A 22,469-nucleotide genomic window follows, 5' to 3' on the forward strand; every position below is an offset into this window, starting at 1 on the left:
TATGCGTAAAAAAGCCGATTGGCTGGACCTGACGGTCCAGTTCGCCAGTTTCGCGGCCATGTGCCTGGTGCTGTCGCTGACCCGCTTCGCCCTGCCGCTGAAGATCGTGCTGGCCTTTGGCATATCAATCGCCATTTCCGGCGCCTGGGCCTACTACAAGCGGCAGGCGCGCCGGCGGCAGACCGAACCCAAGCGCATGCATGTGTACAGCATCAAGGATGTGGACGAAAACTAGTGGAAATCATTCGCTACGCCTCACTCAAGCCCGCGCCCTGGGCCAACGGCGGCGGCGTCACCCGCCAGCTCGCGGCCGGCACCCCGGGCTCAACCACGCTCGGCGCGGGCGCCAAGGGCGACGCCTGGGACTGGCGCATCAGCATTGCCGAGGTGGGGAAGGCGGGCCCGTTTTCGGCGCTCCCCGGCATTGACCGGATCCTGACCATCATCAACGGCGAGCTCATCGCGCTGAGCATCGACGGCACCGAACAGGCCCTGGAAAAGTTCCGCCCGTTCCGTTTCTCCGGCGACTCGGACACCTCCGCCAGCCTGCCCACGGGCCCGCTCACGGACCTGAACCTGATGACCCGCCGAGGCGTGTTCAAGGGTTACGCCACCATCCTGGAACTGTCCAAGAAGCGCCCGCACCCCGTGTTTGACGGCCAGTTTGCCGTGCTCCTGCAGGGCAGCGCCGACGTGGTCCAGGAATCGCTGGACGACGCCGGCAACCCCTCGGGCACGCTGGTCGCCGACACCTTGGGCAGGTTCGACGCCGTGGCGGGAGCCAAGAACATGCCGCACCTCTCCGGCCGCGGCTTCCTGGCCGTGCTGAGCATCGACCCCGCCGCGGGCTGAACGCCCAAAAACTGAACGCCCAAACCTGAGGGCCCAAACCTGAGGGCCCAAACCTGAGGGCCAGGCCCCGCAGCCTACCCGGCGGCCGCGCCCTTCTCCCACACGACCCGGATCTTCACGCCGCCAAGGTCGGTGTGCTCAATGTTCGTCTTGATTTCGGCGGGCAGCGCACCCATCTCGGCAATCCTGCGCTCGTAGCCCTGCACCAGGACGGCCAGGGACTCCTGCGTCCACTCGCCTTCGGGAACAAGTGTTGAAATCTCGACATCGCCTGCAGCCATGGTCCTAGCTCCCGTCCATCGGTGCGCCGGCACCCCCTCGCGGCAGGCCGGCTGTGGTTCCCACGCTAAATCCTCCGGGGCCCGGGTTCAAGCCCCCGGCGGATATCGCCTCCCTGGCCGGGCCGGTCGTTAACGGACGACGCCGGCACCCAAGTTGGGTGCCGGCGTCGTCATTTGCACGAAGCGTGGGGATTAGCGCCCGCGGCGCTGGTTTGACGCCGGTGCCGAGGCGCGGCGCGAACCGCCGGAGCGTGCACCGCCGGAGCGGGATCCGCCGGTTCCGCCGCCGTTGGCGTTGTAGCTGCCGCCGGACGTCCCGCCGGTGGTGGAGGACCAGACGGCGGAGGAGCCGGTGCCGCGCGAAGCGCTGCGCGGGGCGTCGTTGCGGTGCGAGGAACCCTGGGGTGCGCGCTTTCCGCGGGCCACGTCGCCGTCGCGTGCCGGGCGGCCTTCACCCGAACGTGCCGGGCGGGCGGCGCCGCCGAAGCGGGCAGCCTGCGGCTGGCCTTCGCGGCGCTCGGAACGGTTTCCGGCTGCCGGAGCGTCGGCGGATACACGCCCGCGGCCGCCACGGCCGCCGCGGCCGCCGGCGCTGGGGGCTGCGCCGCGGCGGGCACGCTTGCGCTCGGCGTTGGCGCCGGTCGACGAGCCGCCGCCCTGGGCGGGCTGCTTGGCTGCCAGGAGGGCTGCGCGGGTGCGGGGGTCGACCTTCTCGGCAACCTCGCCCACCAAGGCAGCGACGGACGGCGAGGAGGCCGTAACCCGCTCAAAGGTGACGTTCACGCCGGCAGCGCGCATCAGCTTCTTCACGTCGTTCTGCTGCTCGGGGAGCGTCAAGGTGACCACCACGCCGTCGTGCCCGGCACGGGCGGTGCGGCCGGAGCGGTGCAGGTAGGCCTTGTGCTCGGTCGGCGGGTCGACGTGGATAACGAGCTCGATGTCGTCCACGTGCACGCCGCGGGCGGCAACGTCGGTGGCGACCAGGACGCGGACGTCGCCGGAGGCGAACTCGGCCAGGTTCCGGTCACGGGCGTTCTGCGAGAGGTTCCCATGCAGGTCCACGGCGGGGATCCCGGCGTCGGTCAGGGTCTTGGCCAGCTTGCGGGCGTGGTGCTTGGTGCGCATGAACAGGATCCGGCGGCCCGCGCCGGAGGCCAGCTCCACGATGACCTGCTTCTTCACGGTGGCATCGTTGAGGACCAGCACGTGGTGCTCCATGGTGGAGACGGCTGCCTTGGGCTCGTCCACCGAGTGGGTGAGCTGGTTGGAGAGGTAGCGCTGGACAATTTTGTCCACGCCGTTGTCCAGTGTGGCGGAGAACAGCATGCGCTGGCCCTGCGTGGGCGTGGTGTCCAGCAGGCGTTTGACCACGGGCAGGAAGCCGAGATCGGCCATGTGGTCGGCCTCGTCCAGGACGGTGACCTCCACGCTTTCCAGCGACACGATGCGCTGCTTCATCAGGTCTTCGAGGCGGCCGGGGCAGGCGATCACAATGTCAACGCCGGCGCGCAGCGCCTTTTCCTGGCGGGCCTGCGAGACGCCGCCGTAGATGACGGTGGTGTTCAGCCCCATGGCCTTGGCCAGCGGCTCGATGGTGTTGTTCAGCTGGGTGGCCAGCTCGCGGGTGGGGGCCAGCACCAGGCCCATGGGGCGTCCGGGCTTGCGGAAGTACGGCGCCTCGCGCCCGGCCAGGCGGGCGACGAGCGGGATCGCGAAGGCGACGGTCTTGCCGGAGCCGGTGCGGCCGCGGCCCAGGACGTCGCGCCCGGCGAGCGTGTCCGGGAGGGTCTTGACCTGGATGGGGAATGCTTCCTCAATGCCGTTGGAGGCAAGCGAAGCAACGATTTCCTTGGGCGCGCCAAGGGCAGCAAAAGTTGTCATGTAAAGAGGGAATCCTTCTTAAGGCGGTTCAACGGCCCACGGCCGGTTTTGACCACGGGTTCGCCGATTCAATGCCAGAGCGTGTCAACCGCGGGCGCTTCGCAGCACATCCGATGCGGGACAAGTTGAATGCGTTCATCGACGCAGAATGCGCCGTAAACGCATTAAGTATTCACATTCTATCAGGCGGACGACGCCGGGCCGTCACCTTGGTGGGGCATCTCACCTTGGCGGCAGCGCCGTGCCGTCCAGCCGCAGCCTCCTGCCGACCCGCTTGAGGCAGGCCAGCATCACCACGGTTTCCTGCAGTTCAATGTCCGGAATGTTCTGCTGCAGGGTCAGCTCCACGTCCATGATGTCCGCCACCGACCGCAGCCACATGATGATGGTGAAGTTGCTTCGTCCCGTGGTGGAGGCCAGGAACCTGACAAAGGGCAGCTGCCGCAGGGTGGCGGCGGCCGCCTCGTGCCGCCCGGCGGGCACCTTGGCAAACCACTGGCACGTCACCGGATAGCCGGAGAGCGACTGTGCCATGTCGCAGCGCAGGGACAAGGTGCCCGAGCCCAGGACCCGGTTCAGCTGCCGCTGCACCGTGGCCGGCGTCCGTCCCAGCCCCCGTGCCATTGAGGCGGCGGTGGCGCGGCCGTCACGTGCCAGGAGCGGCAGCAGGTCCAGGTGGCTCGGGGGAAGGCGGCCGGGCTGGCGTTCCGGCCGGGGAGGCGGGCGCAATTGCTGCTGCTGGGCGCGTGAGAGTGCATTCAGCCGCCAGGAGCTGCCGTTGAAATGCTGGCGCGTGCACAGCGACACGTCATAGCCAAGCACGCCGTCGATCGCCCGGATGCGGGGTATGACTTCCGTGCTGAGCTGGGCCATTGAGTCCGTAATCACCGTCAGCATCAGGGCGCGGCTGCTGGCGGTCTGTTCCACCGTGATGACCTCGGCAATGGCACACAGCGCGTCCACCACCCCTGACTGGCCCTCCGTGACGGCATCCACGCCAATGAAGGACAACGACACTTCCTGGGGGTCACCCAGCGCGTGTGCCGTAACCCAGGCGGCACCCGACGCGGCCAGGCGGTCCCAGCGGGCCGCCGCGCTGGTCGGGTGCACTCCCAGCGCGGCGCCCACGTCAACCCACCCGGCCCGCGGATCAATCTGCAGGGCATGGATGAGCGACAGGTCCTCTTCGCTCAGCGGTGCATGAAACTTTGCCATTTGATGAAATCTTTGCATAATTTCATGGATTTGGGCAGCTATGATTCAACTCACCCCACACTTTTAACCACAGCCCATCCCTTCAGGAGTTCCCATGTCATTATCCGCCGCAGACCTCACCGAGGATCTTGTGCGCTTCCGCCACGAGATGCACCGGCATCCCGAAATCGGCCTGGACCTGCCCCGCACGCAGGAGCGTGTCCTGACGGCCCTGGACGGGCTGGGGTACGAAATTTCCCTGGGCACGGACACCACCTCCGTCACCGCCGTGCTGCGCGGCGGCGCCCCCGGCCACGCATCGGTGGACGGCGGCAAGCCGGTGGTGCTGCTCCGGGCGGACATGGACGCCCTGCCCGTCCAGGAACGCAGCGGCGTCAGCTACACCTCCCGCATTGACGGCGCCATGCACGCCTGCGGCCACGACCTCCACACCGCCATGCTCACCGGTGCCGCCACCCTGCTGGCGGACCGTCGCGAACAGCTGGCCGGCGATGTGGTCCTGATGTTCCAGCCCGGCGAGGAAGGCCTCGACGGCGCGTCAGTCATGATCCGTGAGGGCGTCCTGGACGCCGCCGGCCGCCGGGCCGATGCCGCGTTCGGCATGCACGTCTTCTCCGGACTCGCCCCACACGGGCAGTTCGTCACCAAGCCCGGCGTCATGATGAGCGCCTCCGACGGCCTGGTGGTCACGGTGCTGGGCGCCGGCGGCCACGGTTCCGCCCCGCACATGGCCAAGGACCCGGTGCCCGCCGTCACCGAAATCGTCACCGCCCTGCAGGTCATGGTCACCCGCCAGTTCGACATGTTCGACCCCGTGGTGCTCAGTGTGGGCCTGCTGCAGGCCGGCACCAAGCGCAATGTCATCCCGGAATCCGCCCACTTTGAAGCCACCATCCGCACCTTCTCGGAAGCATCCCGCGAGCGGATGCGCCTGGCCGTGCCGCGGCTGGTGAAAAACATTGCCGCCGCCCACGGACTGGACGTGGATGTTGACTACCAGACGGAATACCCCGTCAGCATCACTGACACCACCGAAACCGGGCACGCGGAGCGCATCATCTCCGGCATGTTCGACTCCGAACGCCTGACCCGCCTGGCCACCCCCATCAGCGGTTCCGAGGACTTCTCCCACGTCATGGCCGCCGTGCCCGGCACGTTCATCGGCCTCAGCGCCGTTGCACCGGGCGCGGACCACACCGCCACGGCCTTCAACCACTCCCCCCACGCCACGTTCGACGACGCCGTCCTCACCGACGGTGCCGCCCTCTACGCCGAGCTGGCCACCAGCCGCCTGGCTTCCCTCTCCACCGCTTCCCCGGCACTCGCCGCACTCTAACTTTTCGAAGGCATCCCCATGAAATCAACAATCCACCCCACCACCGGGACGGGCACCGTGTCCGGCACGCCAACGAAGCGCCGCGGACTGGCCAAGACGCTCGTCGGCACCGGCATCGGCAACGCCGTCGAATGGTACGACTGGGCCGTCTACGCCACCTTCACCCCCTTCCTGGCCGGGGCCCTGTTCAGCAAGGCGGACAAGACGTCGGCCGTGCTGGCGACCCTCGCCATCTTCGCCGTGGGCTTCATCGCCCGGCCCTTCGGCGGCTTTGTGTTCGGCTGGATCGGCGACCGGATCGGGCGCAAGTCCTCCATGACCCTGGCCGTCGGCCTGGCGTCGGCCGGCAGCCTGTTGATCGCCGTCGCCCCCGGCTACGCCCAGGTGGGCGCACTGGCCTCGGCCACCCTGCTGGTGGCCCGCCTCCTGCAGGGGCTGGCGCACGGCGGCGAGCTGCCGTCGTCGCAAACGTACCTGTCCGAGATGGCGCCGAAGGAGAAGCGCGGCCTGTGGGCCACCCTGATCTACACCTCCGGCACCGCCGGAATCCTGTTCGGCACGCTGCTCGGCGCCACCATGACGCTGGTCCTGCCCAAGGTGGACATGCAGGCGTGGGGCTGGCGCGTGCCGTTTGCCGTGGGTGCGGCCCTGGGCCTGTACGCCCTGTACATGCGCTCACGCCTCCATGAGTCCGAGGTCTTCACCGATGAGGACACCAAGGCCAAGCGTGCCCCGATCTGGCCCCAAATTGTCCGTTACCGCAAGCAGGCCCTGCAGGTCATCGGCCTGACCGTCGGCTTGACCGTTGTCTACTACATCTGGGGAGTCGTGGCCCCCAGCCACGCGGCCACGGACCTGGGCATGGACCGCGGTGCCGCGTTGTGGGCAAGTGTCATCGGAAACCTCGTCTTCATCGCCGCCCTGCCGTTCTGGGGCATGCTGTCGGACCGGATCGGACGCAAGAAGGTGCTGTGGATCAGCGCCCTTGGCGCCGCCGTCATGCACTTCCCGATGACCTGGCTGCTCAAGGACCAGCCGTGGGAGCTGGCCGTGAGCATGTCCGTCATGCTCATCTTCATCGCCGGCAGCGCCGCGATTGTGCCGGCGGTCTACGCCGAACTGTTCCCCACCAGCATCCGCACCGTTGGCGTGGGCGTCCCCTACTCCATCTGCGTGGCGGTCTTTGGCGGCACGGCACCGTACCTGCAGTCGTGGCTGGGGACCATGCACCTGGGCGTCATGTTCAGCGTCTACGCCGTGGTCCTGCTGCTGATCAGCTCCGTGTTCATCTTCACCATCCCGGAGACCCGCGGCAAGGACCTGTCCGAGGACCCCGCGGTGGCAGCGGCCGCATGAGGCACTGAAGCCGAGCTGCCCGGGCCGCCGGCAATGCACCACTCGTGAAGTGGCGCATTGCCGGCGGCCCCTTTTGCGCGGGATCAAACCTCGCGCGGGATCAAAGTCCGGCTGCCCCGGTAGGCTTGACTGCGATGAGTGAAACCCCAGCCTCCGCACACCGCTGCCCGCAAAACCCGCCGAAGGCGCCACGCAGCCAGGACGGCAGCGCCCGCCCCATCACGCCGGGCAGCCAGGCGGCGGAAGGCACCTACCGCACCCAGCCGGTGTCCTTTGTGCGCCGTGGAACCCGCTTGCAGGGGCGCCGCCAAAAGGCCTGGGACGACCACTCCGCACGGCTCGCGGTGGACATCCCCCGCCACATTGCCGACACCTCCGTGCACCCCGACTACGTCTTTGACGCAGCGGCGGAATTTGGCCGGACGGCACCGCTGGTGGTGGAGATCGGCTCCGGACTGGGCGAGGCCGTGGTGCACGCCGCGGCGGAAAACCCGGACAAGGACTTCCTGGCTGTGGAGGTCTACACGCCGGGGCTGGCCCAGACCATCCAAAAGATTGTTGCCGCGGACCTGGGCAACGTCCGCGTCGTGCAGGCCAACGCACCCGAGGTCCTGGGCACCATGCTCCCGGCCGGCTCCGTCAGCGAGGTGTGGGTGTTTTTCCCGGACCCGTGGCACAAGACGAAGCACAACAAGCGCCGCATGGTGAAGGATTCCTTCGCCCCGCTCGTGGCCCGCGTGCTGGCCCCCGGCGGGCTCTGGCGCCTGGCCACCGACTGGTCCGCCTATGCCGGGCAGATGCGTGCCGTGGGCGCCGGCTCCCCGGACTTTGTGAACGTGCACGACGGCGAACGCACCGGCCCCGCCAGCCCCCTCACCCGGGCGCGGCTCACCGGCGTCGACTGTGAACAAAGCGACGAGCCGGACGCCGAGGGCGGGTGGGCGCCGCGCTTTGACGGGCGCATCCTGACCAGCTTTGAAAACAAGGCGCACAAGGCCGGGCGCGTCATCTTCGACCTCACCTTCCGGCGGAAGTAGGCGCCGTGGCACAGGCCCCGCAGCCCGGTATCCGCAGCTGGCAGGAAATGCTGGACTGGATGGCGGGGCTGCTGCTGCGCCGGACCGGACACGATGTGCCGTGGTGGCTGGCCGCCGTCCGCGGTGCAGGGCCTGCCTCGGAAGCCGCCGCCCGGGCGTGGCTGGCGGAAAACGGGGTCACCGGCTACGCGCAAAACCCCGTCATGTGGGAACTGTTCGGCTATCCGGACTTCTTTCTCAAGGACGCCGCCGAACTGCTTGAGGGCCAGTACGCGGACCGGCCGCAGCTGCGGCCCATTGCCGACGCCGTCATTGCCCTGGCCCTGGGCTGGGCCGGGGACGGCACCGGCCAAGCCACCGTCCAGCTGCGCAAGACGTACGTTTCGCTCAACACGCCGCGGCGGAAATTTGCCCAGGTCACGCCCACCAGCAAGTCGGCTGTGGACATTTTCCTGCGCCTGGACGAACCGGCCGGGGGCCTGCTGGAGGCCGTCAAAACCCGTCCCGACGACGCCTTCCGCCTCAGGGTCCGCCTGCGCACGACGGCCGACGTCACGGCGGAAGTTGCCGCAATCCTGCTCCGGGCCTACCGCGCCAACGCCTGACCGGGCCGGCACTGCAGGAGCCCGGGCCGGGCGCGGGATGAAACCGAGGGGCATTGCCACGTAAGATTGGTTAGATGTGGTTCCCCGATTGGGGCCGCGCAAATCCGCCAGGAAGACTCCATACGTGTCGTATCCCACCGCCGGCTCGCGCCTGTTGACGCGGATCGCCGAGTTTACCGAAAATTCCATTGCGGCCGGCCGCGCCTACGCCGCGGACGGCCGGGTCCAGGACATCACGCTGGAACCGGCGACGGGCCTGCTGTCCGGGAAGGTCATGGGCACGGCGCCCTACCGTTCAACGGCCAAGCTGGTCCGGGAGCACGACGGCGTGGTGGCCTGCCGGGTGGGCATCTGCAACTGCCCCGTCCGGCAGAACTGCAAGCACGTGGTGGCGCTGATTGCGGCCGCCGAGTCCGACCCCAATTTCCAGGACTTTTTTGTCCCCGAGGAAACCGTCCACGAACCGACCTACCTGGAAACGCTGCTCGCCAACGCCAAGGGCGGCAAGGCCGGGGCTGCCGGGAAGGCCCCCGGCGCGGCAGGTGCGCAAACAGCCGACTGGGAAGCCTCGCTGGCGGAGCTGCTGCCGCCGGCCGTGCACGCACCGTCATCCGACACCCCCGCACTGGGGCTGCAGTTTGAGCTGCAGCTGCCGCCCCCGCGCTTCTCCTACCGCGGCCACGGCGGCAAGGTGGCCGCGGCGCCCATCCTCAATGTCCGGCCCGTGGTGATGGGCAGCCGGGGCAAATGGGTCAAGACGGGCGTCAGCTGGAACACGCTGGGCTACCTGAGCTACGGCCGCCAGCACGATCCCTCCCAGCTGGAGTGGCTCAGCGAGTTTCTCGCCGCCCACAGCCCGCGGCAGTACAGCCACAGCAACGCCTCCTCCTGGCTGGCCGTCAATGACTTTGCCGGCCGCAACCTGTGGCAGCTGCTGGCCGAGGCCCCCAAGCACGGCGTGGCCCTGGTCCAGTCCGGCACCGGGGACCCCGTGCGGATTTCCTCCGACGAGGCTACCGTCCAGCTGGACGTTTCCCGCGCCGAATCAGGCGGGCTGGACGTGGGCCCGCTGATCGAGGTGGGCGGCACCCCCGTCAACGAGGACGTTGTGGGCACCATCGGAAACCCTGTCCACGGCCTGTTTTTCAGCGAGCAGACGGACACCCTGCCCAACGTGGCCAGCGGCACCTCGGGGAGAAACGCCGTCGTACGTGGCACCATCACGCTGGCGCCGCTGGCGGCGGGGACGCCCGCGCAGATGCTCGAGTTCGCCCTGCGCAGGCAGGCCGTGCATGTGCCGGAGGACGGCGAGGAAAAGTTCCTCACGCAGTTTTACCCCCAGTTGAAGCAGTCGGCCGCGGTGGTCTCCGCGGACCAGTCGGTGGAGCTGCCCGAATATGTGGAGCCGGAGCTGTCGCTGCTGGCCGCCTATGGCGACGACCACACACTGCGGCTGCACTGGGAATGGCACTACCGGGTGGGCAACCGGGTGAATTCGCGCCCGCTGTGGCCCGAACCGGGGGAATCGGCCGTGCGTGACGCCGGCGCCGAGGAACGCATCGTCAAGAGTGTGGGCCAGCCGTGGCTGGAGGTCGCCGCCATGGGGGTGGCCGCGAACAGTGCCTGGGGCGAGCCGAAGCTAGCCGGCTCGGCCACGCTAACGGGCCTGGACACCATGGCGTTCACCGAGACCGTGCTGCCGCGGCTGCGCGAACTGCCCGGAGTCACGGTGGAAACCAGCGGCGACATTGCCAGCTACCGCGAGGTCACCGAGGCGCCGATCGTGAAGATCTCCACGCATGCCACGGATGAGCGCGACTGGTTCGACCTGGGCATCGTGATCACGGTGGAGGGACAATTCGTCTCCTTCGCCGCCGTATTCTCCGCCCTGGCCGCGGGGCAAAGCCGGATGCTGCTGCCCAGCGGCGCCTACTTCTCGTTGGACCGCCCGGAATTGCACGAGCTGCGCGCCCTCATCGACGAAGCCCGCGGGCTGAACGACCTCAAGGACGGCGAACTGCGGATCAGCCGCTTCCAGGCAGGGCTGTGGGATGAGCTGGCCCAGCTGGGGATTGTGGACGAGCAGGCGGAGGCGTGGCGGAAGTCGGTGTCCGGGCTGCTCGACGGCGGCCCGGCGGAACCGCTGCCCACTCCTCCCGCGCTGAACGCCACCCTGCGGCCGTACCAGGGCGAGGGCTTCAACTGGCTGAACTTCCTGTACACGCATGGGCTGGGCGGAGTGCTAGCCGACGACATGGGCCTGGGCAAGACCGTGCAAACCCTGGCGCTGGTCACACAGGTCAGGGCCTCCGGCTCGAACGGGCTGCCGTTCCTGGTGGTGGCGCCGACGTCCGTGGTGGGCAACTGGGCCAGTGAAAGCGAGAAGTTTGCGCCGGGGCTGAAGGTGGCGACGGTCTCGGAGACGTTTGCCAAGAGCGGGCTCGACTCCGCCGCGTTCTTCGCGGGTGCTGCCATTGTCATCACCTCCTACGCGCTGTTCCGGATCGACTTTGCCGAATACGGCAGGCAGGACTTTGCCGGGCTGATCCTGGACGAGGCCCAGTTCGTCAAGAACCACCAGTCGAAGGCCTACCAGTGCGCCCGCAAGCTCAAGGCGCCGTTCAAGCTGGCCGTGACCGGCACGCCGCTGGAAAACAACCTGATGGAGCTGTGGACGCTGCTGTCCATCGTGGCCCCCGGCCTGTTCCCGAGCCCCAAACGCTTCGCCGAGTTCTATCAGCGCCCCATTGAGCGCAACGGGAACGCCAAGCTGCTGGCCAGGCTGCGCACGCGCGTGAAGCCGCTGATGCTCCGGCGCACCAAGGAACAGGTCATCAAGGACCTGCCGGCCAAGCAGGAGCAGATCCTGGAGGTGGAGCTCAACGCCCGGCACCAGAAGGTCTACCAGACGCACCTGCAAAGGGAGCGGGCGAAGATCCTGGGCCTCTTGGAGGATGTCAACAAGAACCGTTTCACCATCTTCCAGTCGCTGACCCTGCTGCGCCAGCTCAGCCTTGACGTCTCCCTCGTGGACGAGGGCCAGGCGGGCGTACGTTCCTCCAAGCTCGACGTGCTGTTTGAGCAGCTGGAGGACGTGGTGAAGGAAGGCCACCGGGCGCTGATCTTCAGCCAGTTCACGGGCTTCCTGGGAAAAGTGCGCGACAGGCTGGTGGCGGAGGGCATCGACTTCACCTACCTTGACGGCTCCACCCGGAACCGGGCCGCCGTCGTCGAGGAGTTCAAGAACGGCACGGCGCCGCTGTTCCTGATCAGCCTCAAGGCCGGCGGCTTCGGCCTGAACCTGACCGAGGCGGACTACGTGTTCATCCTGGACCCCTGGTGGAACCCGGCCTCCGAGGCGCAGGCCGTGGACCGCACGCACCGCATTGGGCAAAAGAAGAACGTGATGGTGTACCGGCTCGTGGCCAAGGACACCATCGAGGAAAAGGTCATGGCGCTCAAGGCCAAGAAGTCCCAGCTGTTCTCCGACGTCATGAGCGGGGATGCCCTCTCCGGCGGGGCCCTCACGGCCACGGACCTGGCGGGGCTGTTCAGCGAATAGCAGCGGTTCCCCGCCGACGGCGTGCCAGGCTGCCGGGGGCGTGGTAAATTTCACACGCCCCGGACAGCTTGGCACGCCGCCGGATTTACGGCCCCCGGGCCTTATCCACAATCCGGGCGGCGGCCGTTGAAGTCGGCCCCGCGCGCGGCAAGGCTTGGGGCATGGAAACATCGGAATTGGCCGCAAAGATTGCCCGGGACTGGCCCGCCGGAACTGAAATCGGCACCACGGCAGATCTGGGACGGGCAGGCCTCGGCCCACGGCTGCTGACCTCGGCCGTGCGGCACGGGCTCCTGGTAAGGGTCCGGCACGGCGCGTACGTCAGGATGGCCGTGTGGCAAGGCAAACATCCGTCGGAAAAGGACATGCTTCGAATCACGGCACACTTCCGGGCCACCCGCGGCCGTGCCCTCTACAGCCATGTGAGCGCTGCGCGGCTTCTTGGACTGTACATCTGGAATGCGGGGCCGGCCGTACACGTCACCACGCCGTCGTCGGTGTCCGCAAAAAGTGCCGTGCCGGGGGTCAAGGTGCACCGCCGCAGCCTGCCTGCCTCAGCGCAAACGCGGATCAGCCACCGCTGGCTTGGCCCGGTCAGGACCACCACCCTGGAGCAAACCATCCTTGACTGTGCGCGAACGGAGCCGTTTGTCACGGCCGTCATCATCGGCGACGCCGGCCTGCACTGGGGTGCCAGCCTGCCGGCGCTGGGCGAACTCCTCGAGGCCATCCCGGGCAGGCGCGGGGTGTGCGCCGCCCGCCGCGTCATCGATTCCCTCAACAAAAGTTCAGAATCCGCCGGCGAGACCCGGCTGCGGCTCATGGTCGGCGACATGGACATCCCGCAGCCGGAATACCAGGTACCCCTGCACGCTGCGGGCAACAACTACCGGGTGGACGGTGCCTGGCGGGACATCAAGCTGGCCCTGGAATTCGATGGAAAGTCCAAGTACTTCGCGTACAAGCGCACCGACGAGGCGATCTACGAGGAACGCCGGCGGGAACGCGAGCTCATGGAGGACGGCTGGAGCTTCATTCGAATTGAGTGGAAGGACCTGGGCAATCCGGCACTGTTGCAGCGGCGGATCGTGGCGGCCATGCAGGCTGCGCGCAGGCGCACGGCGGCACTCCCGCCGAACCCCAGGCAGTGACGACGTGCCAAGCCGGCGGCGGCGTAGCAAATTTCACACGTCACCGGCAGCCTGGCACGCCGTCAGCGCTGGGGGCGCCAGACGACGACGGCCTGGCTACGGGCGCGGGGACGCTGGCCGCGCGCCAGGGCCACAATGTCCCCGCCGGAGAGGCCCGCGGCAAAGACGCGGCCCGTGGGACGTGCCGGGCGCGAGTCCACTTCCGCGGCAGCGGCTGCAAGCTGCGTGCCCAGCTCCTGGACCTGGGCCCGCAGTGCCTCCACCTGCTGTTCCAACTGCATGATCCGCCGGATTCCCTCCAGGGACACGCCTTCCTGGGACAGCCGCTGCACCTCGCGGAGCATGTCGACGTCGTGCGGGGAGTACCGCCGCGACCGGCCCGGGGCCCTGCTGGGCTTCACGATGCCCAGGCGGTCATACTGGCGCAGGGTCTGTGGGTGCATGTCCGCGAGTTCGGCCGCCACGGAGATCACAAAGATGGGAGCGTAGGGGTCAAGATTCATGGTGATCTCCTTTCATGCGGCGGCCGGCTTTGTCGGAATCCCGGATCCAGTCTGTCTGGATGGCCGGGGTCAGAGTTTGGCCTTGTCCTTCAAGGTTGCGCGGGGATCGCCGTCGGCGGTGGCGTCGGCGAAGGCCTGCACGGCCTCCTGGGCTTCCTTGCTCAGCTTTTGCGGGACGGAGACATCGATGGTGACCAGCAGGTCGCCGGTGGCCTTGGACGTCTTGACGCCGGCACCCTTCACGCGCAGGGTGCGTCCGGACGGGGTTCCGGCCGGGACACGCACGCGCACGGACTCGCCACTCAGGGTCGGGACGCTGATGTTCGCCCCCAGCGCGGCTTCCGGGAAGGTCACGGGCACGTGGACGCGGATGTTGTTGCCGTCGCGGTGGAAAAATTCGTGCGGCTTGACGTGGACGGTGACCATGAGGTCGCCCGGTCCGGCCGCGCCTGACTGGCCCTTGCCCTTGACCCGGACCTTCTGGCCGTCCTTGATGCCGGCCGGGATGCGCACGTCGATGACGTCGCCGTTGGGCTCGCGCAGGCCGATCTTGGTGCCGTGGATGGAGCCCCCAAAGGAAATGCTGGTCGACGCCGTCCGGTCCGCACCCTTGGTGGGTGTGGGCTGGAAGCCGCCAAACCCGCCGTTGCCGAAGAGGTCGGCGAACTCGGGCGGAAGGCCGGAAGCGCCGCCGAATCCAGGCGATCCGCGGCGCGCGCCGCCACGGGCGCCGCCGAACAGGTCGCCGAACACGTCCTCAAATCCGGCGGGGCCGCCCTGGCCGCCGGCTCCGCCGGCACTGAACCGGGCGCCGCCGCCCATGGCCCGGATGGCGTCATATTGTTCGCGGTCTTCCTTGTCGGAGAGCACGGAATACGCTTCGGAGACGTCCTTGAAAGTCTTTTCCGCCTTGGCATCACCGGGATTGGTGTCCGGGTGGTACTTGCGTGCCAGCTTGCGGTAGGCCTTCTTGATGTCAGCGTCCGACGCATCCTTGGCGACACCAAGAATCTTGTAGAAGTCCTTTTCGACCCAGTCTTGACTTGCCAAGACGCCTCCTTCTTTACGCTTAGTTGTGTTTCATGTGGTGGTTTCGGCAAGCTCAACCACCGGATCGGCGGCGGCCGGGCCGCCCTGGTCGCGACAAGCGCGACCAACGGGTGCCCGGCCGCCGCCGGATGCGGTTATTCAGGTACGGAAACAACCACCTGGGCGGCGCGCAGCACGCGTTCGCCGGACCTGTAGCCGTTGCGCAGCACCTGGCTGACGGTGTCAACTTCAACATCGCTGCCCGGCTGCTGGATGAGCGCCTCATGGACGGTCGGGTCAAACGGGACGCCGGTGGCGTCGATCCGTTCCAGCCCGTACGTCTGGAGCGCGGCTTCCAGCTTGCCCGCGATCGCGGCAAACGGCCCGTCCACGATGTCGCCGTGGGCCCGGCCCGCGTCGATGTCGTCAAGCACCGGAAGCAGCGAGTTCAGCACGCCGATGACCGCCATCTGGCCGGCCACCGCCCGGTCGCGCTCGACGCGCTTGCGGTAGTTGACGTACTCGGCCTGGAGGCGAAGGAGGTCATTCTTCAACTCCGCGGCCTCCGCCTTGTCGGTGCCCTGCGCCACGGAGCCCTCGGCCGGGACCTCAACGTCGTTGAGGATATCCTCGGCCTGGGAGAGCGCGTCGCCGTGGGTCTCGACAGGCCCGACCTCCGGAGTGGCACGCTCAACCGACGGATCGTTCTCCGGCTTGCCCTCTTCGGGGTTTACGGATTCAGACATGGCTACTTCTTCTCGTCTGCTTCTTCGTCAACGATTTCGGCGTCAACGATGTCCTCGTCGGCGGAACCGTCCGATGCGGCACCCTCGGATGCACCGGCGTCGGACGCGGCACCCTCCTTGGAAGCGTTGGCATAGATGGCCTCGCCGAGCTTGGACTGGGAAGCCTGCAGCTTCTCAAACGCGGTCTTGACGGCGTCGTCGTCCTCGCCGGCCAGGGCCGTCTTGAGCGCCTCGACGTCGGCCTTGACCTCGGTCTTGACCTCTTCGGGCAGCTTGTCGTCGTTGTCGGCCAGGATCTTGTCCACCGAGTAGTGCAGCTGCTCGGCGGAGTTGCGGAGGTCGGCTGCCTCGCGGCGGGCCTTGTCCTCGGCAGCGTGCTCCTCGGCCTCGTGGACCATGCGCTCGATGTCTTCCTTGGACAGCGCCGTGCCGCCGGTGATGGTCATCGACTGCTCGGTGCCGGTGCCCTTGTCCTTGGCGGAAACGTGCACGATGCCGTTGGCGTCGATGTCGAAGGTGACCTCAACCTGCGGGACGCCGCGCGGGGCCGGGGCGATGCCGGTCAGCTCGAACGTGCCCAGCGGCTTGTTGTCGCGGGTGAACTGACGCTCGCCCTGGAAGACCTGGATGGCCACGGACGGCTGGTTGTCGTCGGCCGTGGTGAAGGTCTCCGAACGCTTGGTCGGGATGGCCGTGTTGCGCTCGATCAGGTTGGTCATGACACCGCCCTTGGTTTCAATGCCCAGGGACAGCGGGGTGACGTCGATGAGCAGGACGTCCTTGCGCTCGCCCTTCAGCACGCCGGCCTGGAGTGCGGCACCAACGGCCACGACCTCGTCCGGGTTGACACCTTTGTTCGGTTCCTTGCCGCCGGCCAGTTCCTTGACCAGGTCAACCACGGCGGGCATGCGGGTGGAACCGCCAACCAGCACGATGTGGTCGATGTCGGAAACCTTGATGTTGGCTTCCTTGATGACGTCGTGGAACGGCTTCTTGGTGCGCTCGAGCAGGTCCTTGGTCAGGTCCTGGAACTTGGCGCGGGTCAGCTGCTCGTCCAGGTGCACCGGGCCGTCGGGGGTGACGGAGAGGTACTGCAGGGAGATGTTGGTGCTGGTCGAGGAGGAGAGTTCCTTCTTGGCCTGCTCGGCAGCTTCCTTCAGGCGCTGGAGGGCGATCTTGTCCTTGGAGAGGTCGATCCCCTTGACCTTGAGCTGGTTCAGCAGCCAGTCAACAACGCGCTGGTCCCAGTCGTCGCCGCCGAGGCGGTTGTCACCGTAGGTGGCGCGGACCTGGATGGTGGAGAACTCGTCCTCGTCCTTGCCAACTTCGAGCAGGGAGACGTCAAACGTTCCGCCGCCGAGGTCGAAGACCAGGATGAGCTCGTCTTCCTTGCCCTTGTCCAGGCCGTAGGCGAGGGCGGCGGCGGTGGGCTCGTTGACAATGCGCAGCACGTTCAGGCCGGCAATTTCGCCGGCTTCCTTCGTGGCCTGGCGCTCGGCGTCGTTGAAGTAGGCCGGGACGGTCACAACGGCGTCGGTGACCTTCTCGCCCAGGTACGCTTCGGCGTCGTTCTTGAGCTTCATCAGGATGCGGGCCGAGATTTCCTGCGGCGTGTACTTCTTGTCGTCGATCGACTTGGTCCAGTCGGTGCCCATGTGGCGCTTGACGGAGGCGATGGTGCGGTCGATGTTGTTGACGGCCTGGCGCTTGGCGATCTCGCCGACCAGGACGTCGCCGTTCTTGGCGAAGGCAACAACGGACGGGGTGGTGCGGCCGCCCTCGGCGTTCGCGATGACGGTGGGCTCGCCGCCTTCGAGCACGGAGACGACAGAGTTGGTGGTTCCGAGGTCAATACCTACGGCACGTGACATAAGTGGTTCCTTTCATGGACCGCTGCCTGAACAAGTCGGCCACCGTGGCGGTGTCCGGGTCGCCCAACCAGCGGGTATTGAGCGTTCTGGACTCAACTTTACTCAGCCTCGCTTCCATGTCAAACGAAGTTGAGTGTAGTTGACTCAACTTTCACTCAGGGCGTACCGGCACGACGCCGGCCGGGTCCGCGCTCCGGGCAGCTCTGGCCTGTGGGGCCCAGCGGGCGTAGGCTCCCGACCATGAACGCTCAAAACGCCGGCGGTTCCGGCGACGTCTACACGCACGGCCACCACGAAAGCGTGCTGCGCTCGCATGCCTCCCGGACGGCGGCAAATTCGGCCGCCTACCTGATTCCGCACCTGACCCATGGCCTCCGCGTCCTGGACGTGGGGTCCGGGCCGGGCACCATCACGGCCGACTTTGCCCTGCTGGTGGCCCCCGGGGAGGTGCTGGGCCTGGACCGCTCCCCCGAGGTGGTGGCGGCGGCCACGGCCCTGGCCGCCGAGCGGCGCCTGGCGAACCTGACCTTTGACACGGGGGACGTCTACAGCCTCGACTTCCCCGATGACACCTTCGACGTGGTGCACGCCCACCAGGTCCTCCAACACCTGACCGACCCGGTGGAGGCGCTGCGTGAGATGCGCCGGGTGGCTAAGCCAGGGGGGATCGTGGCGGTGCGCGACGCCGATTTCCACGGCATGTCCTGGTACCCGCAGCTGCCGGAACTGGACGAGTGGATGGACGTATACCAGCGGGTGGCGCGGCACAACAATGCCGAGCCCGACGCCGGGCGGCGCCTGGTCCACTGGGCCCGGGCCGCGGGGCTGGCCGACATTGCCCCGTCGTCGGCCAACTGGCTCTACGCCACCGACGACCAGCGCGCCTGGCTGTCCGGGGTGTGGGCGGACCGGGTGGAAAAGTCCGCGTTTGCCGACCAGGCCTTCGCGTACGGGATGGCCGACGCCGCCGGGCTGGCACAGCTCGCCGCCGGCTGGCGCCGCTGGGGTGCCGCCCCGGACGGCTGGTTCCTCATGCCCAACGGCGAGATCATCGCCCGCGCCTGACAGCCCGACCAAACATCGGGGCCCGCATGGAGAAGAACCGGCTCGAGGCGCTCAGCGACGGCGTCCTGGCGATCATCATCACCATCATGGTGCTGGAGTTCAAGACCCCGGGGACGGCCGACTGGGCGGGGCTGGCCAGCATCCTGCCGTCGCTGCTGAGCTACCTGCTGAGCTTCATTTACATCGGCATCTACTGGAACAACCACCACCACATGATCAAGCTGGCGGACGGGGTGAGCGGCGGCATCCTGTGGGCGAACCTGCACCTGCTGTTTTGGCTGTCCCTGGTGCCGTTCATGACGCGCTGGATGGATGAGTCCGGGTTTGCCGTGGTGCCGGTCTTCATTTACGGCGTCAACCTGCTGCTGGCGGCCGTCGCCTACGCCATCCTGCAGGCGGGCTTCATCCGCCAGCAGGGCCCGGGCGGGCGCCTGGCCGGTGCCCTGGGGCGGAACGTCAAGGCGCGCATCTCCCCCGCCATCTACATTACGGGGTGCGCCCTGTCCTTCGTTTCGCCCGCCTTCGGGCTGGCCGCCTACGCCGTGGTGGCGGCCATTTGGCTGGTGCCGGACCGGGGGATGGAGCGCATGCTGCAAAGCGGCGGGGACTAGCCGTCCGCGCCCAGGGACAGCTGCTTCGCGTGGAAGTCGAAGTGCAGTGTCGGGTAGGCGTACACGTCCGCCAGGGTCATGGACGGCCGGAAGAAGGGGTCCCAGCGGCCGGGGAAGTCCATGGTCCTGGCCAATGACGCCGGCGACTCACGTTCCAGCGCGGCCGCCAGGTGGCGTGTGGTGGCGTGCATCTTCCGTGCCATCCGCCGGCGGTTGAACACGAGTGCGGCGGCGCGCGAGCCCCAAAAATTGACCGTGTCAAAGGGCCCCGTGGAGGCGTCCAGGGCGCGGGCGAACGCCCTGCCCCAGGGCCGCGGGAGGCGGCTGACGGCCTTGACGAGCGGCACCAGCGTCCGCACCACCAGGTACCCGAAGACCATGTGAAACAGCAGTTCCTCATTGCTCCAGCGGGTCCCGGCACTGCGCGCCTTCAATTGGGCGGGGGTTGCCCCGGCCAGGTAGGCGTCCAGTTCGCGGCAGGCGCGCCGGTAATCCGCAGTGGTCCGCTCCCCCCGCACGTCCATGGGATGCCTTAGCCTGCGCTGCCGGCGGATCCAGCCACCGCGGCGCGGATGGCGCCGCGCAGCGTTTCCAGCCCGGGCTGCCCCGCCAGGCCGTCCGGGGTTGCGTAAACGCGGCACGTCACGGCCGGCTCGGTGTCCACCGGGAAAAGGTCCTTCCCGTCAATGGTGAACGTCGGCGAGCCGTGGAAGCGGAGGGCGGCGGCGTCCTCGTCGGTGTCAATCTCGCGTACGGCCGGCGCTGCCGGGCCCAGGCCTTCCAGCGTCAGGGCGTCGGCAAACAGCACGCGGGCGGAGGCGCCGTGCGGGCAACCGGGGATGGCGCGCACTTCAAATTCCATGTTTTCATTGTCCCGCTTAAACGCCGCTTAAGGCAGCAATTCGGCAACCAGGGCCTGGATGCGGGACTTGATGTCGTCGCGGATGGGCCGGACGGCGTCCACGCCCTGCCCGGCTGGGTCCGGCAGGTCCCAGTCCTCGTAGCGTTTGCCGGGGAACACGGGGCAGGTGTCGCCGCAGCCCATGGTGATGACGACGTCGGACGCCTTCACGGCATCGGCGGTCAGCACCTTGGGGGTCCCGGCGGACAGGTCGATGCCGTCCTCGGCCATGGCAGCCACGGCGGCCGGGTTGACCGAACCAGCGGGTTCCGAACCGGCCGAGCGGACCTCAATGGCGCCGCCGGAGAGGGCGGTGAGGTACGCGGCGGCCATCTGGGAACGCCCGGCGTTGTGCACGCAGACGAACAGGACGGAGGGTTTCTTGGCGGTGTCCATGGTTCTCCTTAGTGGGTGAAGAAGCGCTTGCGGGACCACAGGGCGGCGTAGACCAGTGCGACCAGGGCCGGCACCTCGATCAGGGGGCCGACGACGCCGGCCAGGGCCTGCCCGGAGGTGACGCCGAAGGTGCCTATCGCGACGGCGATGGCGAGCTCGAAGTTGTTCCCGGCTGCCGTAAACGCGAGGGTGGTGGTCTTGGCGTAGCCCAGCTTCAGGGCCCGGCCGGCAACCATGCCGGCGCCAAAAACCACCGCGAAGTAGACCAGCAGCGGCAGCGCGATCCGGGCGACGTCCAGCGGCCGGGAGGTGATGGCGCCGCCCTGGAGGGCAAAGAGCAGCACAATCGTGAACAGCAGCCCGTACAGCGCCCATGGGCCCAGTTTCGGCAGGAACGTCCCCTCGTACCAGTCGCGGCCCCGGACCTTTTCGCCAATGGTGCGGGTCAGGAAACCTGCCAACAGCGGAATTCCGAGGAAGACCAGCACCGAGGCCGTGATGGCCAGGAAGGAAAAGTCGGCGGCCGTCGTCGGAAGCCCCAACCAGGCGGGCAGCACCTGCAGGTAGAACCAGCCCAGGGCGCCGAAGGCGGCGACCTGGAAGACGGAGTTGATGAGCACCAGCACGGTGGCGGCCTCCCGGTCCCCGCAGGCGAGGTCGTTCCAGACCATGACCATGGCGATGCACCGGGCCAGGCCCACAATGACCAGGCCCGTGCGGTACTCGGGCAGGTCGGGGAGGAAGATCCAGGCCAGGGCGAACATGAACGCCGGCGCCAGCACCCAATTCAGCACCAAGGAGGTGGCCATCAGCCGGCGGTCCGCCGCCACCCGCCCGGTCTCGTTGTAGCGGACCTTCGCCAGCACCGGATACATCATGACCAGCAGGCCCACGGCGATCGGCAGGGACACCGACCCGAGCTTGGCCGCATCCAGGACGGCTCCCAGGCCCGGAATGAACCTGCCCAGCAGCAGCCCCGCGGCCATGGCCGCCACGATCCAGGCCGGCAGCAGCCTGTCCAGGGTGGAGAGCCTGCCTGCGACGGCGGAGCCGCCGTCGGGCGGGCGGGTGGCGGTTGGTATGGTCACGGGTCTCCTGGTGCCGGCACTGCACTGCACTGCACTGCACTGCACTCATTGATGGTTGTCGATACACAGTATCGGCCGCCATATCGACAACTGTCAATGTAGCGGCATAATGGACGCATGAACACTGCGCCCCTGTCGGCCCCCGCCACGGACTCCCACTGTTGTGTGCCGAGCGGCCGGCCCGCCCTCGACGCAGCGGAAGCGCAGCGTCGCGCCCGGGTCCTGAAGGCATTGTCCGATCCCGGCCGGCTGCGGCTGCTCTCGATTGTCAAGGCGGCCGACGGCGGCGGGGCCTGCGTCTGCGACCTCACCGAGCCGCTGGAGCTGGGCCAGCCCACCGTGTCCCACCACCTGAAGGTCCTGCTGGACGCCGGGCTGCTGCACCGCGAGAAGCGCGGCACGTGGGCCTACTACTCCCTGGTGCCCGGAGCCCTCGAGGCAGCGTCCGAAAGCATCACGGGCCTGTGAGCACCGCACTTCGGGACATGGCGGCGGGCGACTGGGACGCCGTCGAACGCATCTACGCTGCGGGGATCGCCGGCGGCAGCGCCACCTTTGCCGAGTCCCCGCCGCCGTGGGAGGAGTTCCTGGCCACCCGGATCCCCGGACTCAGCCTGGTCGCGGTGGACGGCAGCGGTGCGGTGCTGGGCTGGGCCGCGGCGACGCCCACGTCGACGCGGGACGTCTACCGGGGCGTCATTGAGCATTCCGTCTACGTCGATCCCGCCGCGGCCGGCCGGGGCGTGGGCGGGGCGTTGCTGCGGGGCCTCGCCGGGCGGGCCCGCGCGCTGGGATATTGGACCATCCAGTCATCCATCCTGGCCGAAAACCCGGCCAGCCTGGCCCTGCACGGGAAGGCAGGGTTCCGCACAGTGGGCCGCCGCGAGCGCATCGGCCTTATGAGCTACGGGCCGTACGCGGGTTCGTGGCGGGACACGATCCTGGTGGAGCTGCGGCTGTAGGCGCCGCAGACCGTAGGATTG

Annotated in this window: 23 protein-coding genes; 12 read left to right on the forward strand and 11 right to left on the reverse strand. The window is 68.0% G+C overall.

Annotated elements, in window-relative coordinates; genetic code table 11:
- The first annotated feature begins 1 nt into the window (after position 1).
- Together G6035_RS08745 and G6035_RS08750 are read left to right on the forward strand one after the other, a co-directional pair.
- The gene (locus G6035_RS08745; protein WP_176616702.1) at positions 2-235 is read left to right on the forward strand and encodes a hypothetical protein; all 234 of its coding nucleotides are present in this window, start codon (positions 2-4) and stop codon (positions 233-235) included.
- Positions 235-852 carry a HutD family protein gene (locus tag G6035_RS08750; RefSeq protein WP_176616703.1) on the forward strand — a complete coding sequence of 206 codons (618 nt, stop codon included), beginning with the start codon at positions 235-237 and terminating at the stop codon, positions 850-852. Before G6035_RS08745 ends, G6035_RS08750 begins: the two co-directional genes overlap by 1 nt.
- Positions 853-926: 74 nt before the next feature.
- Here the strand turns inward: G6035_RS08750 and G6035_RS08755 are convergent, their stop codons facing one another.
- The 3 genes from G6035_RS08755 to G6035_RS08765 form a co-directional block, all read right to left on the reverse strand.
- Positions 927-1,133: a hypothetical protein gene (locus G6035_RS08755; protein ID WP_176616704.1), complete on the reverse strand. Its 207-nt coding sequence runs from the start codon at positions 1,131-1,133 to the stop codon at positions 927-929.
- Between the two features lie 192 nt (positions 1,134-1,325).
- On the reverse strand, positions 1,326-3,014 hold the full coding sequence (locus G6035_RS08760) for a DEAD/DEAH box helicase (protein ID WP_176616705.1): 1,689 nt from the start codon (positions 3,012-3,014) through the stop codon (positions 1,326-1,328).
- Between the two features lie 222 nt (positions 3,015-3,236).
- Positions 3,237-4,229, reverse strand: coding sequence for an Lrp/AsnC family transcriptional regulator (locus tag G6035_RS08765; RefSeq protein WP_176616706.1), 993 nt, complete (start codon positions 4,227-4,229; stop codon positions 3,237-3,239).
- A gap of 94 nt (positions 4,230-4,323) precedes the next feature.
- Between G6035_RS08765 and G6035_RS08770 the strand changes: the two genes are divergently transcribed.
- From G6035_RS08770 to G6035_RS08795, 6 genes are all read left to right on the forward strand, one after another.
- Complete coding sequence (locus tag G6035_RS08770; protein ID WP_176616707.1) at positions 4,324-5,565, forward strand: M20 family metallopeptidase; 1,242 nt, start codon at positions 4,324-4,326, stop codon at positions 5,563-5,565.
- Between the two features lie 18 nt (positions 5,566-5,583).
- Positions 5,584-6,921, forward strand: coding sequence for an MFS transporter (locus tag G6035_RS08775; RefSeq protein WP_176616708.1), 1,338 nt, complete (start codon positions 5,584-5,586; stop codon positions 6,919-6,921).
- 134 nt (positions 6,922-7,055) lie between these two features.
- Positions 7,056-7,958: a tRNA (guanosine(46)-N7)-methyltransferase TrmB gene (gene trmB / locus G6035_RS08780; RefSeq protein WP_176616709.1), complete on the forward strand. Its 903-nt coding sequence runs from the start codon at positions 7,056-7,058 to the stop codon at positions 7,956-7,958.
- A 5-nt stretch (positions 7,959-7,963) separates the two neighbouring features.
- The gene (locus tag G6035_RS08785) at positions 7,964-8,563 is read left to right on the forward strand and encodes a hypothetical protein (RefSeq protein WP_371130933.1); all 600 of its coding nucleotides are present in this window, start codon (positions 7,964-7,966) and stop codon (positions 8,561-8,563) included.
- 124 nt (positions 8,564-8,687) lie between these two features.
- A complete protein-coding gene (locus G6035_RS08790; RefSeq protein WP_176616710.1) occupies positions 8,688-12,125 on the forward strand; it encodes a DEAD/DEAH box helicase in 3,438 nt (1,145 codons plus the stop codon).
- Between the two features lie 161 nt (positions 12,126-12,286).
- Positions 12,287-13,276, forward strand: coding sequence for a type IV toxin-antitoxin system AbiEi family antitoxin domain-containing protein (locus G6035_RS08795; protein ID WP_176616711.1), 990 nt, complete (start codon positions 12,287-12,289; stop codon positions 13,274-13,276).
- Positions 13,277-13,338: 62 nt separating this feature from the next.
- Here G6035_RS08795 and G6035_RS08800 read toward each other — a convergent pair whose 3' ends face one another.
- From G6035_RS08800 to dnaK, 4 genes are all read right to left on the reverse strand, one after another.
- Positions 13,339-13,779, reverse strand: a complete 441-nt coding sequence (locus G6035_RS08800) for a heat shock protein transcriptional repressor HspR (protein ID WP_176616712.1) — start codon at positions 13,777-13,779, stop codon at positions 13,339-13,341.
- 69 nt (positions 13,780-13,848) lie between these two features.
- Complete coding sequence (locus G6035_RS08805; RefSeq protein ID WP_176616713.1) at positions 13,849-14,829, reverse strand: DnaJ C-terminal domain-containing protein; 981 nt, start codon at positions 14,827-14,829, stop codon at positions 13,849-13,851.
- A gap of 134 nt (positions 14,830-14,963) precedes the next feature.
- Complete coding sequence (locus G6035_RS08810; RefSeq protein ID WP_176616714.1) at positions 14,964-15,554, reverse strand: nucleotide exchange factor GrpE; 591 nt, start codon at positions 15,552-15,554, stop codon at positions 14,964-14,966.
- A gap of 2 nt (positions 15,555-15,556) precedes the next feature.
- On the reverse strand, positions 15,557-17,425 hold the full coding sequence (dnaK, locus tag G6035_RS08815; RefSeq protein ID WP_176616715.1) for a molecular chaperone DnaK: 1,869 nt from the start codon (positions 17,423-17,425) through the stop codon (positions 15,557-15,559).
- Positions 17,426-17,665: 240 nt separating this feature from the next.
- Between dnaK and G6035_RS08820 the strand changes: the two genes are divergently transcribed.
- Entirely contained in the window at positions 17,666-18,490 is an 825-nt protein-coding gene (locus G6035_RS08820; protein WP_176616716.1) for a class I SAM-dependent methyltransferase, read from the forward strand.
- Between the two features lie 26 nt (positions 18,491-18,516).
- Positions 18,517-19,101, forward strand: coding sequence for a TMEM175 family protein (locus G6035_RS08825; protein ID WP_176616717.1), 585 nt, complete (start codon positions 18,517-18,519; stop codon positions 19,099-19,101).
- Here the strand turns inward: G6035_RS08825 and G6035_RS08830 are convergent.
- Genes G6035_RS08830 through arsB form a run of 4 tightly spaced genes read right to left on the reverse strand, consistent with a single transcriptional unit; the run spans position 19,098 to position 21,486 of the window.
- Positions 19,098-19,625, reverse strand: a complete 528-nt coding sequence (locus G6035_RS08830) for a DinB family protein (protein ID WP_176616718.1) — start codon at positions 19,623-19,625, stop codon at positions 19,098-19,100. The genes G6035_RS08825 and G6035_RS08830 overlap by 4 nt on opposite strands.
- Before the next feature lie 8 nt (positions 19,626-19,633).
- Entirely contained in the window at positions 19,634-19,963 is a 330-nt protein-coding gene (locus G6035_RS08835) for a hypothetical protein (protein WP_176616719.1), read from the reverse strand.
- A gap of 27 nt (positions 19,964-19,990) precedes the next feature.
- Positions 19,991-20,398 (reverse strand): arsenate reductase ArsC, encoded by a 408-nt coding sequence (locus G6035_RS08840; protein WP_176616720.1) that lies wholly within the window; start codon positions 20,396-20,398, stop codon positions 19,991-19,993.
- 8 nt (positions 20,399-20,406) lie between these two features.
- The gene (arsB, locus tag G6035_RS08845; RefSeq protein WP_176616721.1) at positions 20,407-21,486 is read right to left on the reverse strand and encodes an ACR3 family arsenite efflux transporter; all 1,080 of its coding nucleotides are present in this window, start codon (positions 21,484-21,486) and stop codon (positions 20,407-20,409) included.
- Between the two features lie 117 nt (positions 21,487-21,603).
- On the opposite strand from arsB, the gene G6035_RS08850 reads away from it, so the two are divergent.
- Together G6035_RS08850 and G6035_RS08855 are read left to right on the forward strand one after the other, a co-directional pair.
- Positions 21,604-21,954, forward strand: a complete 351-nt coding sequence (locus G6035_RS08850) for a helix-turn-helix transcriptional regulator (RefSeq protein ID WP_176616722.1) — start codon at positions 21,604-21,606, stop codon at positions 21,952-21,954.
- Between the two features lie 17 nt (positions 21,955-21,971).
- On the forward strand, positions 21,972-22,448 hold the full coding sequence (locus G6035_RS08855; protein ID WP_176616761.1) for a GNAT family N-acetyltransferase: 477 nt from the start codon (positions 21,972-21,974) through the stop codon (positions 22,446-22,448).
- Positions 22,449-22,469 lie beyond the last annotated feature (21 nt).

Origin of the sequence: Arthrobacter sp. SDTb3-6, from assembly GCF_013376095.1 — a bacterium.
Taxonomy (GTDB): domain Bacteria; phylum Actinomycetota; class Actinomycetes; order Actinomycetales; family Micrococcaceae; genus Specibacter.

Excerpts from the sequence above, each read along its gene's own strand:
- G6035_RS08745 (WP_176616702.1), top strand. The coding sequence starts at position 2 with ATGCGTAAAAAAGCCGATTGGCTGGACCTGACGGTCCAGTTCGCCAGT.
- G6035_RS08755 (WP_176616704.1), bottom strand. The coding sequence starts at position 1,133 with ATGGCTGCAGGCGATGTCGAGATTTCAACACTTGTTCCCGAAGGCGAG.
- G6035_RS08760 (WP_176616705.1), bottom strand. The coding sequence starts at position 3,014 with ATGACAACTTTTGCTGCCCTTGGCGCGCCCAAGGAAATCGTTGCTTCG.
- G6035_RS08765 (WP_176616706.1), bottom strand. The coding sequence starts at position 4,229 with ATGGCAAAGTTTCATGCACCGCTGAGCGAAGAGGACCTGTCGCTCATC.
- G6035_RS08770 (WP_176616707.1), top strand. The coding sequence starts at position 4,324 with ATGTCATTATCCGCCGCAGACCTCACCGAGGATCTTGTGCGCTTCCGC.
- G6035_RS08775 (WP_176616708.1), top strand. The coding sequence starts at position 5,584 with ATGAAATCAACAATCCACCCCACCACCGGGACGGGCACCGTGTCCGGC.
- trmB (WP_176616709.1), top strand. The coding sequence starts at position 7,056 with ATGAGTGAAACCCCAGCCTCCGCACACCGCTGCCCGCAAAACCCGCCG.
- G6035_RS08795 (WP_176616711.1), top strand. The coding sequence starts at position 12,287 with ATGGAAACATCGGAATTGGCCGCAAAGATTGCCCGGGACTGGCCCGCC.
- G6035_RS08800 (WP_176616712.1), bottom strand. The coding sequence starts at position 13,779 with ATGAATCTTGACCCCTACGCTCCCATCTTTGTGATCTCCGTGGCGGCC.
- G6035_RS08810 (WP_176616714.1), bottom strand. The coding sequence starts at position 15,554 with ATGTCTGAATCCGTAAACCCCGAAGAGGGCAAGCCGGAGAACGATCCG.
- dnaK (WP_176616715.1), bottom strand. The coding sequence starts at position 17,425 with ATGTCACGTGCCGTAGGTATTGACCTCGGAACCACCAACTCTGTCGTC.
- G6035_RS08820 (WP_176616716.1), top strand. The coding sequence starts at position 17,666 with ATGAACGCTCAAAACGCCGGCGGTTCCGGCGACGTCTACACGCACGGC.
- G6035_RS08825 (WP_176616717.1), top strand. The coding sequence starts at position 18,517 with ATGGAGAAGAACCGGCTCGAGGCGCTCAGCGACGGCGTCCTGGCGATC.
- G6035_RS08830 (WP_176616718.1), bottom strand. The coding sequence starts at position 19,625 with ATGGACGTGCGGGGGGAGCGGACCACTGCGGATTACCGGCGCGCCTGC.
- G6035_RS08835 (WP_176616719.1), bottom strand. The coding sequence starts at position 19,963 with ATGGAATTTGAAGTGCGCGCCATCCCCGGTTGCCCGCACGGCGCCTCC.
- G6035_RS08840 (WP_176616720.1), bottom strand. The coding sequence starts at position 20,398 with ATGGACACCGCCAAGAAACCCTCCGTCCTGTTCGTCTGCGTGCACAAC.
- G6035_RS08850 (WP_176616722.1), top strand. The coding sequence starts at position 21,604 with ATGAACACTGCGCCCCTGTCGGCCCCCGCCACGGACTCCCACTGTTGT.
- G6035_RS08855 (WP_176616761.1), top strand. The coding sequence starts at position 21,972 with ATGGCGGCGGGCGACTGGGACGCCGTCGAACGCATCTACGCTGCGGGG.